This is a genomic window from Pararhizobium gei (genome assembly GCF_029223885.1).
In the GTDB taxonomy this organism is placed as follows: domain Bacteria; phylum Pseudomonadota; class Alphaproteobacteria; order Rhizobiales; family Rhizobiaceae; genus Pararhizobium; species Pararhizobium gei.
In genome coordinates this window covers 88,316-100,723 of sequence record NZ_CP119409.1, presented here as the reverse complement: position 1 = coordinate 100,723, position 12,408 = coordinate 88,316, and the positions used below count along the sequence as shown (strand labels likewise).

The 12,408-nt window shown below is 59.3% G+C and carries 12 protein-coding genes; 1 reads left to right on the top strand and 11 read right to left on the bottom strand.

Annotation, left to right across the window (positions count from 1 at the left end; translation table 11 throughout):
* Positions 1-50: 50 nt before the first annotated feature.
* Positions 51-374: a thioredoxin gene (trxA, locus tag PY308_RS00470; protein WP_275786809.1), complete on the top strand. Its 324-nt coding sequence runs from the start codon at positions 51-53 to the stop codon at positions 372-374.
* 56 nt (positions 375-430) lie between these two features.
* Here trxA and PY308_RS00465 read toward each other — a convergent pair whose 3' ends face one another.
* The 11 genes from PY308_RS00465 to PY308_RS00415 form a co-directional block, all read right to left on the bottom strand.
* Positions 431-1,774 (bottom strand): bifunctional folylpolyglutamate synthase/dihydrofolate synthase, encoded by a 1,344-nt coding sequence (locus PY308_RS00465; protein ID WP_275786805.1) that lies wholly within the window; start codon positions 1,772-1,774, stop codon positions 431-433.
* Between the two features lie 107 nt (positions 1,775-1,881).
* Positions 1,882-2,802 carry an acetyl-CoA carboxylase, carboxyltransferase subunit beta gene (gene accD, locus PY308_RS00460; protein WP_275786802.1) on the bottom strand — a complete coding sequence of 307 codons (921 nt, stop codon included), beginning with the start codon at positions 2,800-2,802 and terminating at the stop codon, positions 1,882-1,884.
* A 94-nt stretch (positions 2,803-2,896) separates the two neighbouring features.
* Positions 2,897-3,736: a tryptophan synthase subunit alpha gene (gene trpA / locus PY308_RS00455; protein ID WP_275786799.1), complete on the bottom strand. Its 840-nt coding sequence runs from the start codon at positions 3,734-3,736 to the stop codon at positions 2,897-2,899.
* Positions 3,737-3,740: 4 nt separating this feature from the next.
* A complete protein-coding gene (trpB, locus tag PY308_RS00450; protein ID WP_275786795.1) occupies positions 3,741-4,961 on the bottom strand; it encodes a tryptophan synthase subunit beta in 1,221 nt (406 codons plus the stop codon).
* Positions 4,958-5,644 carry a phosphoribosylanthranilate isomerase gene (locus tag PY308_RS00445; protein ID WP_275786792.1) on the bottom strand — a complete coding sequence of 229 codons (687 nt, stop codon included), beginning with the start codon at positions 5,642-5,644 and terminating at the stop codon, positions 4,958-4,960. Before PY308_RS00445 ends, trpB begins: the two co-directional genes overlap by 4 nt.
* Positions 5,645-5,746: 102 nt before the next feature.
* Complete coding sequence (locus tag PY308_RS00440) at positions 5,747-6,505, bottom strand: M48 family metallopeptidase (RefSeq protein WP_275786789.1); 759 nt, start codon at positions 6,503-6,505, stop codon at positions 5,747-5,749.
* Positions 6,506-6,620: 115 nt separating this feature from the next.
* Positions 6,621-7,043 carry a DUF2852 domain-containing protein gene (locus PY308_RS00435; RefSeq protein WP_275786787.1) on the bottom strand — a complete coding sequence of 141 codons (423 nt, stop codon included), beginning with the start codon at positions 7,041-7,043 and terminating at the stop codon, positions 6,621-6,623.
* Positions 7,044-7,191: 148 nt separating this feature from the next.
* Complete coding sequence (gene phaZ, locus PY308_RS00430; RefSeq protein ID WP_275786785.1) at positions 7,192-8,466, bottom strand: polyhydroxyalkanoate depolymerase; 1,275 nt, start codon at positions 8,464-8,466, stop codon at positions 7,192-7,194.
* 201 nt (positions 8,467-8,667) lie between these two features.
* Positions 8,668-9,699: a zinc-binding alcohol dehydrogenase family protein gene (locus PY308_RS00425; RefSeq protein ID WP_275786783.1), complete on the bottom strand. Its 1,032-nt coding sequence runs from the start codon at positions 9,697-9,699 to the stop codon at positions 8,668-8,670.
* Between the two features lie 78 nt (positions 9,700-9,777).
* Complete coding sequence (locus PY308_RS00420) at positions 9,778-10,752, bottom strand: ABC transporter permease (protein WP_275786780.1); 975 nt, start codon at positions 10,750-10,752, stop codon at positions 9,778-9,780.
* Between the two features lie 36 nt (positions 10,753-10,788).
* On the bottom strand, positions 10,789-12,345 hold the full coding sequence (locus PY308_RS00415; protein ID WP_275786776.1) for a sugar ABC transporter ATP-binding protein: 1,557 nt from the start codon (positions 12,343-12,345) through the stop codon (positions 10,789-10,791).
* Positions 12,346-12,408 lie beyond the last annotated feature (63 nt).

The following is a 12,408-nucleotide window of genomic DNA, read 5'->3' as shown; positions in this document are numbered from 1 at the left end:
CATGATGGATAACCGTTCGAAGAACGCGATTCGAAACAAGGAGCAGCCTCATGGCTACCGTTAAAGTCGATAAAACCAACTTTCAGGACGAAGTGCTGAATTCCGCCGAGCCGGTCATCGTGGACTTCTGGGCCGAATGGTGCGGCCCCTGCAAAATGATCGCGCCGAGCCTTGAAGAAATTTCTATTGAACTTGCCGGCAAGGTAAAGGTCGCCAAGGTCAATATTGACGAGAACCCGGAAATTGCCGCCCAGTATGGCGTCCGTTCCATTCCGACTCTCGCAATGTTCAAAGCCGGAGAAGTGGCCGACATCAAGGTTGGCGCCGCTCCGAAGACTGCGCTGTCATCCTGGATTGCCAACGCGGCAGCCTAAATCTCCTGATACTACCCTTGAAAAAGCCCGGCAAACCGGGCTTTTTTTTATTGTCTCTATCTGGGTGGGGTACCGTTGTCGGCAAGCACATCGCCGACGAGATAGAGCGAGCCGCCGATCAGGATGCGCGGCGGCACCGGTTCGCCGGCGAAGATTTCGCTGATCATCCCGAAAGCTTCAGTGACGGTTTCCACCGGTGTCGCCTCGAAGCCGGCTTCGCCAGCATCGTCTGCAAGGGCAACGGCATCGATCCCTGCGTCCGAGCCGCGGATCGGCACGGTAAAGACCCGTTCGGCCAAACCCTTGAAGGCGTTGAAATAGCCGACGGGATCCTTGGTATTGATCATGCCGATAATCAGGATGAGGGGACGCGGGTCACGGTCCTCAAGGTTGGCCATGGTCTCGGCAATCACTTGACCGGCGCCGGGATTATGCCCGCCATCGACCCAGATTTCGGCGCGGCGCGTCGCGAGAGCAGCAAGCCTGCCCTCCGTCAGGCGCTGCAGGCGGCCGGGCCACTCGACCGTCGCCAACCCGGTCTCGACGGCGGTCTCCGCTGGATCGAAGCCCGCAGCCTTGACGGCGCGAATGGCGGCGGCGGCGTTGGCATATTGATGGCGGCCGGGAAGCCGCGGCAAGGGCAGATCGAACAGGCCGAATTCGTCCTGGTAGACGAGCCGGCCGAACTCTTCATGCGCCATGAAATCCTGACCATACACGGAAACAGGGCAGCCAAGCCGCTCCGCCGTCGCCACCAGCACATCGCGGGCCGCCTGCTCTTCCTGATGCCCGATCACAACAGGTCGTCCGCGCTTCATGATGCCAGCTTTCTCAGCCGCGATCAGCTCGACGCGGTCCCCCAGATAGGACTGATGATCGAGCGAAATCGGCATGACGACGGAGACGGCAGGCGTGCGGATCACATTTGTCGCATCGAAGCGCCCGCCAAGGCCGACTTCGATAATCGCGACATCGGCCGGATGCTCGGCAAACAACAGAAAGGTGACCGCCGTCAGGATCTCGAAAACCGTGATCTTCTGGCCATCATTGGCTGAAGCGACGCGACGCACCGCGTCAGCGAGAACGGGGTCGCTCACCAGTTCTCCGCGCCCGCCCTTCTTTCCCAGACGATAGCGTTCATGCCAGTTGACGAGATGCGGGGAGGTATGGACATGCACCGCCAGGCCCCCGGCTTCCAGAATAGCGCGCGAAAAGGCCGTGACTGACCCCTTGCCGTTCGTCCCGGCGACATGGATGACGGGCGGCAGCCGCTCCTGCGGATTGCCAAGACTGGCGAGAAGGCGGGTTATCCTGTCAAGCGACAGGTCGAAACCCTTGGGATGCAAGGCAAGAAGCTTTTCGATCTCCTGCCCCGCCTCGCTGACGTTTACGGCGGTCATCATTGCTCCTGCATGCTTGCAGTTCGTGCTCGCTTGCCATCAAACGAGCGAGTCGAAACGAGATGTTTAGAGTTCATGCAAGCCTGTCAAAGGGACACGCGCCGACCTCACGCGCTGGCAGCGGTCGCGATCGGTACAACAGCGACGGGTCCCGCACCGTTTAACTTGGCGCTCTCCACAGGTTTCTTCATCAGGATCTTCAATACACGCGCAAGCGTCGACGGGATATCGTGACGCTTGACCACCATATCCACCATGCCGTGTTCCATGAGATATTCCGACGTCTGGAAACCCTCGGGGAGTTTTTCGCGAATCGTCTGCTCGATGACGCGTTTGCCGGCAAAGCAGATTTCCGCCCCCGGCTCAGCCAGATGAAGATCGCCCAGCATGGCATAGGACGCCGTCACACCACCGGTCGTCGGATTGGTGAGAACGACGATATAGGGCAGCCCAGCCTCTTTCAGCATTTGCACGGCAACCGTGGTGCGCGGCAGCTGCATCAGAGACAGGATACCTTCCTGCATGCGAGCGCCGCCCGATGCCGGAAAAATGACCAGCGGGCATTTCTCCGCAATCGCCTTTTCGAAGGCCTTGATAATCGCTTCGCCCGCAGCCATGCCGAGAGACCCGCCCATGAAACTGAATTCGTGGACGACGCCGACAAGCTTGATGCCCTTCATGCGTCCCAAACCGGCCACGATCGTGTCTTCAAGCTCGGTCTTGACGCGGCTGTCGCGCAGGCGGTCGGCATATTTCTTGGAATCACGGAACTTCAGTGGATCCTGCGCTACTTTCGGCTGCGGCAGTGCTTCATAAACACCGTCATCGAAAAGATCCTTCAGACGCGCTTTGGCCGGCATCTTCATGTGGAAGCCGGAGGCCGGGATGACCCATTTATTCTCCTCGAGATCGCGGTGGAACACCATCTCGCCGGTTTCCGGGCATTTGATCCAGAGATTTTCCGGAACTTCGCGACGGCCAAGCATCGAATTGATCTTCGGGCGAACGTAGTTGGTAATCCAGTTCAAATCGAAACTCCTGAATCTTCTATACCGGCGCCATGCCAAAGCCGGATATGTCGGTTCTATCCGTTTTCTGCACCATGACCGGCAATCTGGGCATTTATTCGGCCGCGGCAAGCCGTGCAGCGCGGACGCCAGCGGACAGGCCGCGCACGAGAGCCTCGACGCCCGGCACCGTCGCACCCGTGGATTTTCCATCTTCCGTCAGACTGGACGCGACCTGGTTGATGATGGCCGTCCCAACGACGACACCATCGGCCGATGCGCCGATTGCCCGTGCGTGCTCGGCCGTCTTCACGCCGAAGCCGACGCAGACCGGCAGGTTTGTGTGGTTCTTGATCCGTTTGACCGCGCCGCCGATCAGAGACGGGTCAGGAAGTGCAGAGCCGGTAATGCCGTTCATCGAGACGTAATAGACGAAGCCAGACGTGTTCTGGAGAACCTTCGGCAGACGCTTGTCATCTGTCGTCGGCGTTGCAAGCCGAATGAAGTTTATATCCTTCTTCAGAGCCGGAATGCACAATTCGTCATCCATTTCGGGCGGCAGATCGACGACGATCAGGCCATCGATACCGGCCTGCAGCGCGTCGTCGAGAAAACGCTCGACGCCGTAGATATAGATCGGATTGTAGTAGCCCATCATGACGATCGGCGTATCCTGGTCGTCAGCACGGAAACGGCGCGCCATCTCCAGCGTCTTTATCAGGGTTTGACCGCCTTTCAGGGCACGCTGCCCGGCAAGTTGAATCGCCGGACCGTCAGCCATCGGATCGGAAAAAGGCATGCCCAGCTCGATAATGTCCGATCCGGCCGAGGGCAGTGCCTTCATGATGGCAAGCGACGTTTCAAAGTCGGGATCACCGGCCATGAAATAGGTGACAAGCGCCGGGCGGCCTTCGGCAGCCAGATCGGCAAAGCGTTTGTCCATGCGTGCGGTCATCGTGTTACAATCCCATTCCAAGAAGCTTGCCGACAGTGAAAATGTCCTTGTCGCCGCGGCCGCAGAGATTCATCACGATGATCTGGTCCTTGTCCATCTTCGGCGCCCGCTTGATCACTTCGGCCAGCGCGTGGCTCGGCTCCAGAGCGGGAATGATGCCCTCAAGTCGCGTCAGCACCTGAAAGGCTTCGAGCGCCTCGTGATCCATGATCGGCACATATTCGACGCGGCCAGCATCCTTCAGCCAGGAATGTTCAGGGCCGATGCCGGGATAATCGAGGCCGGCGGAGATCGAGTGGCCTTCCTTGATCTGGCCGTCACTGTCCTGGAGCAGATAGGTCCGGTTGCCATGCAGAACCCCGGGGGAGCCGGCGGTCAGGGATGCGCAATGCTCCTCGCCTTCCAGGCCCTTGCCGCCAGCTTCGACCCCAACGATCTTGACACCTTCATCATCGAGAAACGGATGGAACAGACCGATTGCATTGGACCCGCCGCCAACGGCCGCAACCAGCATGTCCGGCAAGCGGCCCTCGGCGGCCATCATCTGCTCACGGACTTCCTTTCCGATCACCGACTGGAAATCCCGCACCATTTCCGGGTAGGGATGCGGGCCGGCGGCCGTGCCGATCATGTAATAGGTATCATCGACATTGGTGACCCAGTCGCGCAGGGCCTCGTTCATCGCATCCTTCAGCGTGCCATGCCCCGCCGTAACCGGTTTCACCTCGGCACCCAGCAGCTTCATGCGGAATACGTTCGGTGCCTGACGCTCGACATCGGTTGCGCCCATGTAAACGATGCATGGCAGGCCGAAACGCGCTGCAACGGTTGCAGAGGCGACGCCATGCTGCCCGGCCCCTGTTTCAGCAATGATCCGCGTCTTGCCCATGCGCTTGGCGAGAAGGATCTGGCCGAGGCAATTGTTGATCTTGTGCGAACCGGTGTGGTTCAACTCGTCACGTTTGAAATAGACCTTGGCACCACCAAGCTCCGCAGTCAGCCGTTCAGCAAAATAAAGCGGGCTCGGGCGTCCGGTGTAGTGGGTATTCAGGTGCTGGAGTTCAGCCTGGAACTCGGCATCGGTCTTTGCCCTGTTCCACTGATCCTGCAGATCGAGGATCAACGGCATCAGCGTTTCGGCGACGAAGCGGCCACCGAAAATGCCGAAGCGACCTTCCTCGTCGGGACCTGCCTTGAACGAATTCAGTTTCGGTGTCTCGTTCACGTCGCTCTCCCTGCCACTGCGTCACTCTTGGCGATGGCCGCTTCTGCACGCAGCACGGCATCGAAAAATTTCTGCATGCGATTCAAATCTTTCACACCCGGAGCGCTTTCGACGCCCGAAGAGGTATCCACGGCCCTTGCACCCGTCAGGGCAAGCGCTTCGCCGATATTATCCGCATTCAAACCACCGGAAAGCATGTAATCCACAGTGCCGTCAAGCACATCCAGCAGCCGCCAGTCGAACGACACGCCGTTACCACCGGGAAGATCGGACCCCTTGGGTGGTTTGGCGTCGAGCAGGAACCGGTCCGCAATGCCGATATAGGGTTCGATGCGCCTCAGGTCATCGGCGTCACGGACAGAGATCGCCTTGATCACCGGCAATCCGTAGACGGCCTTAAGCGTCAAGACCCGCTCGGGACTTTCACTGCCGTGAAGCTGGAGCATGTCGGGAGAAAGAGCCGATACGATCTCGTCCAAAAGATCATTGTCGGCATCAACCGTCACGGCAACAATCTTTGCCTTGCCGCGAATACGCTCGGCCAGCCGGCCGGCATCGTCTGGCTCGATATTGCGCGGGCTTTTGGGAAAAAAGATAAACCCCGTATGACTTGCACCCAGAGCAACAGCGCGATCCACAGCCTCGGCAGTCTTGAGCCCGCAAATTTTCACTTCCGTTTTCATGTACAGCGCACTGACATGAAATGCTGCGCGAGTCGAGCCAAAAACAGCGTTGGCAAAGCTCGAGAGACTGCATTGAACCGTTCGCGTCCCATTGCTGTGCGATCAATCGAAATCGATGGCATGCAGCATGGTACCGTTGCGCTTGAGCCAGCGCTTGGCATCGTTCATCGCCGGGCAGAGTTCCTCGCATAGGCTCCAGAAATCGGGACCATGGTTCATTTCGCGCAGATGCGCGACTTCGTGGGCAGCGAGATAATCGATCACATTCGGCGGCGCCATGACGATTCGCCAGGAAAAGCTCAAGGCACCATCGGCCGCGCAGGAGCCCCAGCGGCTACGGGTGTCCTTGAAGCTCAAAGACTTGACTCTCCGCCCCACCATCCGGGCATAGATCGTGACGAAGTGCTCGATGTCGCGACGCGCTTCCTTCTTCAGGAAATCGGCGATGCGCCGGTGCAGATGCTCGGGCGCACCACTGACCCGCAACACGGATTCGCCATCGATCATCACGGCCTCCGTCAGACCGCGCAATTTGCCCGTCCGCTCTATGCGGTGCGCCACGCCGCGCAGAAGGATCATACCGCCCTCTTCCAGCACGGTTTCTCCGGAGAAACGGGCAAGCTTCGTCATCAGCCAGCCCTGGTGACGATCCAGAAAAGCGTTGACCTCCCGCTCCGAGAGACCCGCCGGTATCGTCATCTTCAAAGCCCGGCCGCCTGGTTCTATGCGCAGCGTCAGCCGCGTGGCCCGCACGCTCTGACGAATGGTCAACGGCATTTTTTTTCCGGCAACGTCGAGCGTCCGTTGCACGGGCGGTGGTGGGGAACGCGGCTTGCGCGGCTTTTGAAGCAGGGAGAACATACGTCCGTGATAGCCGATTCGTCTTCATTGAACATGCTTGCGCAGCATAGAAGGCTTGGTGCCAAAGAAAAACCGGCATCCTGTAAGAATGCCGGTTCATATTTCAGGCTGCTTCTCAGCGACCAGGAAAACCGGGGACGGAGCCGCCTGTATCGCGATCGCGCATGAAGCGGTCGAAATCTTCCTGATCCTTCGCCCGGCGAAGGTCGCGGACATAGTCGTCGAATTGCGTGCGCATCTCATCAAGCCTGCGGCGTTCCTCTTCGAGACGGGAGAGTTCCGCATCGCGCCAATCGTCGAAAGCAACATTGCCGGTGCCGTATTGCGCGCCACGGAAACTGCGTCCGCCCCATTTGAAGGATGAGAAAACGTTATCGACGGTTGCATTTGCATCCTTCTTGAACGTTTTCAGGCGCTCACCGAACAGGATGTAGGCGAGCATGGCAAGACCAAGCGGCCAGAAAACCACGAAACCGAGCACCATCAAAGCAATGGTCGCGGGCGTCCAGTCCGGACGGATCAATGCAGTTTGATTCATGGTCAGAAGTCCTCGCTAAAAGTGGGCCTCTCCATCGGGCCCGCTGATAACGAAATGGGAATAGGCCGGCCCGCCTGCAAGACGAACCGTGCCGATTATGAGTAAACAACTGATTTACAACTATGAAATCAACATTCTCAACAAGTCTTCAGGCAGTCTTTCCGCCCTTGATGATCCGACGCACCGGTTTGGCACTCCGGGCATGCTGCCGCTGGAAGGCAACGATACGCGGAGCGATTTCACGGCGGAAGCGGGAACCGTTGAAAACACCGTAATGGCCGACATCCGGTTGCATGTAATGCAAACGCATATCGTCCGGGATATTGGTGCAGATCGTCTGTGCGGCATTGGTCTGGCCGACGCCGGAAATATCGTCGTTTTCACCTTCGACGGTAAGAAGCGCCACCTTCCGGATTGCCGTCGTATCGACCCGCTGGTCACGATGCATCATCTCGCCCTTCGGCAAGGCATGGCGCATGAACACCACATCGACGGTCTGCAGATAAAATTCCGCCGTCAGATCCATGACGGCCATATACTCGTCATAGAAATCCCGGTGTTTTTCGGCTGCGTCGCCGTCGTTGCGAACCAGATGGTCGAAGAAATCCTTCGTCGCCGTGACGTGCCGGTCGAGATTCATCGACATGAAGCCCGAAAGCTGCAGGAATCCCGGATAGACGGGGCGCATGAAGCCAGGCTGCGGAAAGGGAACGGGCATGACCACATTGTCGCGGAACCAGGTGATCGGCTTGTCTTTCGCAAGCTGATTGACCGCCGTTGGATTGATGCGCGTATCGATAGGCCCGCCCATGAGCGTCATCGACGAGGGCGACAGCGGATCATCGTTCGCTTCCATCAGCGCCACTGCGGCCAGCACGGGAACTGCCGGCTGGCAGACCGCGACGACATGCGTATCCGGCCCCAGAACATGCAGCATTTCAATGACGTAGTCGATATAATCGTCGAGATCGAACTGACCCTCGGTGAGCGGCACCATGCGCGCGTCTATCCAGTCGGTGATGTAGACATCCGAATGGGGCAGAAGAGCCTCTACGGTTCCGCGCAGCAAGGTCGCGTAATGGCCCGACATCGGCGCCACGATCAACACTTTCGGATCGGCGGCACGCGTCTTCGGCAGGGACCGTTCGAAATGGAGCAGGTTGCAAAACGGCTGGCGCCAGATGATGCGCTCCCGCACGGATACGGCGATATCATCGATGAGCGTCTCGGCAAGCCCGAACTCGGGCTTGCCGTATCGGCGCGTCGTGCGCTCGAACACTTCCAGCCCAGCTGCCGCAGCGCGACCCAGATAGGTATGGGAAACCGGATTGAGCGGGTTGGCATAGGCAAGCCGCATCGCATCCGCCGCCGCGCGCCATGGGGCCATCATTGCATGATTGAGTTCGTAAAGCTGGTAGAACATCGGAAGCGTTCTCCTCATTGCCGCGAATAACAACAGTCCGTGCCAGGGATACTGCCCGGTCTTCCCGGATTCATATTAGCATTCGACATGGACACTATCACTATTCTTGTGCAACGCAACGAAACACGCGCTTGTTCCTGCAGTGCATTTCGGACAACCGGCAGTCATTGAGCCGCCTGCAGGAAACCGCCTGTGGCACATTCATCGACCGGTGTCGGCACCAACCTTCACGACGGCCTTGATAAGGCCGGCTTTTTCATGCGCCCAGCGCGGAAGATCGCCGATGACGCCATCCAATGTGGTTCGGTGCGTGATGAGCTTGTCTACCGGCACCTGTCCAGCGCGAATGGATGCGGCGACGTGCTCGAAATCCTGCCGGGTCGCGTTGCGACTGCCGACAAGCGTCATCTCGCGCTTATGGAACTCGGGGTCGGAAAACCGGATATCATCCTTCACGACGCTGACAAAGACCAGGCAGCCGCCATGGGCCACGAAGGAGAAGGACTTTTCCATGGAGCCACCATGCCCTGTTGCGTCGAACACGACATCAAAATCATCGCCTCCGGTTGCCGCATGCACAGCCTCCAGCGCGCCATCGCCAGCCAGGATGCCGCTTGAAAAGCCGAAGCGCGACGCTGCCATCTCAAGCCGTTCGGCGCTGGCATCGAGAAGCGTCACGACATGGCCGGCTATGTGCGAGAACAAGGCAGTGCCAAGTCCGATCGGCCCGGCGCCGATCACCAGCGCCCGCGACCCGGCCGCTGCCTGTGAGCGCCGGACAGCATGGGCGCCGATCGCCAGGAACTCGACGGTTGCCGCCGCCTCCGGCGAGAGGTCGCCGGCCGGATAAAGATTGGTTTCAGGCACCAGGATTTCTTCGCACAACGCACCATCTGTGTGAACACCCAGAACCTGGATGGCGGTGCAGCAATTCGGTTTGCCCTTAACGCAGGCAATGCATGTCCCGCAGGACAGATAGGGGTTGACGATGACCCGAGTGCCGGGCGTGAGCGACACGCCGTCGCCAATCTCGAGGACTGTGGCCGATATTTCGTGACCCATTACGCGGGGATATTGCAGATAAGGATGTTTGCCCTCGAAAATATGATAATCGGTCCCGCAGATGCCGACGTGGCTGACCGCCAGTCTGGCCCAGCCGCTCGGCGGCGCCGGCGCGGCCGGCGTGTCGATGATCTCGAGATGCCCGGGCGCCGGGCAAATTGCCGCTTTCATGGCGTCTTTCCTTTTCGTTAATCCTGCAATTCCATACGCCTCGGCACCCGCGAGAGCCCTTGCGAATTCGACGCGAGCCTATCGCGAACCACGTCGGCGAAGCTGGTCGAAATACACGATGATGATGATCAGCGCCCCGGTGATGATCCGCTGCCAGAAGGAATTCACATTGAGCAGGTTGGCGCCGTTGTTGATCGTCGCAAGGATGAAGGCACCCAGCAAGGGGCCATGCACCGAGCCCACCGCGCCGAACAGGCTGGTTCCACCGATGACCGACGAGGCGATCGCCTGAAGCTCCCAGCCTTCGGCTTGCGTGGCGTTGCCGATGCCGATGCGCGAAGCCAACAGCAGGCCGACAAAGGCGGCGCACGTGGAAGAGAGAATGTAAGCCAGGTAGATCGTGCGGTTGACGTTGACGCCGGACAGCCGGGCAGCTTCGCTGTTGGAGCCGACAGCGAAAAGATAACGGCCCCAGCGGCTCAGATGAAGAAAGATATAGGCCGGGATCGCGACGACCAGGACCATCCAGAACAGACTGGGTATACCGAGGAAATCGGCCCGCGAAAAATCGGTGAAGGCCTCGTTGGTGATGGAGATCGTCGAGCCATTGGTGATGAGAAGGCCGATACCGCGCAGCGATGTAAGGGTCGCCAGCGTGATGATGAAGGCTGGAAGCCCCATCCGCACGATGCCGAAGGCGTGAAACGCGCCGATCAGTACGCCAATCAACAGCGTGATGATGATCGCAAGCCAGAGCGGGACGCCGGCTGCCAGCAACCAGGCAACCGCAACGCTGGCAAAGCCGACAACGGCACCGACGGAGAGATCAATGCCGGCAGTTATGATGACGAAGGTCTGACCAACGGCAAGGATCGCCGTCATCGCGCCCTGACGCAAAAGGTTGCTGATATTGTTCGGTGTCCAGAAACTGTTCGTCGATACGCCGAGCAGCAGCCAGAGAAACAGGAGAAGCCCGAGCAGGGTCAGCCCGAACAGGATATTCATGCCTTTTTTCGGCACTGGTGCGGTTTCCGTTGCGGTTTCGACGCTCATGATCTTCTCCCCGATTCTTGTCTGGTCTTTTCTGCTTCAGACGCCGATGGCCTCGGTCAGCACGTCCTCGTGCGATCCGCCCCGATAATCATGGCTGGCGACAAGCTTGCCTTGACGGAACACGTGCAGCCGGTCGGCAAGCTCGTAAACTTCAGGCAGATAGGACGAGATCAGAATGATGCCTGCTCCCTGTTCAAGCAACCGGGCAAACAAGCGATAGATCTCGGCCTTGGTGCCAACATCGACGCCAACGGTCGGTTCGTCGAAAATGAACAGTTTCGCACCATGGCTCAGCCATTTGCCGATGACGATCTTCTGCTGGTTGCCGCCGGACATGGCGGATGCCAATACTCTCCGGCTCGGCGTCTTGATTTTCAGATCGCCGATCTGCCGGTCGGCATTCTCGATCTCGCGGCGGCGATTGATCGTCAGCCCGTTGCTGAGGCGATCAAAGATGGGCAGGTTGATGTTGAGACCGATCGGCAAATTCAGACAAAGCCCCTGATCACGGCGACTTTCCGGCGCCAGCGCTATCCCGAGGTCCATGGCATGCCGCTCGCTGCGAATATCGACCTTCTGGCCCTGCCAGAAAATTTCTCCCGCTTTCACGGGCTGCCTGCCGTAGAGACCAAGCGCAAATTCGCTCCGTCCGGCGCCGATCAAGCCGTAGAGCCCGACGATCTCGCCGGCGCGCACGGACAGGGAAATATTCTCGAAGCCGGGTCCGCTCAGCCCTTTCGTCTCGACGATCGTTGCGCCGATCGGCAGTTTTTCCTTGTGGTAGATCTGTTCGATGGAACGGTTGATCATCATCGAGATCAGCTCGGCATCGTTGGTCTCGCCGATGTTGCGCGTCCCGACATGGGTGCCGTCCCGCAGGACTGAAACGCGATCGGCCAGCTCGAAGACCTCTTCCATCCGGTGGCTGATGTAGACGATGGTGACACCTTCACCCTGTAGCCGGCGAATGAGCCGGAACAGCTGTGCCGATTCCTGACGCGTCAGATAGGCGGTCGGCTCGTCAAAAATGAGAAATTGCGTTCCCCGCATCGCCGCGCGTGCCGTCGCCACGAGCTGCTGCTGCCCAATCGTCAGGCTCGACAGGGTCGCCGCGGCGGGAAGGCTGAAGCCGAGGTCGTCCAGCACCGCCTGCGCCGCAGCGGTCATGGTTCGTTTGCGCATCAGGCCGTTCCTGTTGATCTCGTCGCCGAGAAACATATTGGCGGCGACACTCAGATGCGGGCAGAGCACGACCTCCTGGTGAACAGCATTGATGCCGCGCTGGATGGCCTCGTTGGGGCTGGCGAGCTGAACCGTCTCTCCACACCAGAGCACATCGCCGGATGTGCGCCTGATAACGCCGGTCAGAAGCTTGATGAGGGTGGATTTACCGGCGCCATTTTCACCGACGATGGCGTGAATCTCGCCGGAAAGGAAAGAGATGCTGGCTGGCTTCAGAGCTTCGACCGCGCCGTATCGTTTCTGCAGTCCGCGCAGTTCGAGGATCGGCTCACCTTTGGCAACGGGATGGCGCGCGGCCACTGCGGCAATTTCGCCGTCATGGCGATGGCTGACATCGTGAAGTCCTGTCATGGCGGCCTCCTCCTCAAGCCAGCCCCTCGTCACCGCGTTCCGGCGCGCGCGGGGCTTGAAAGC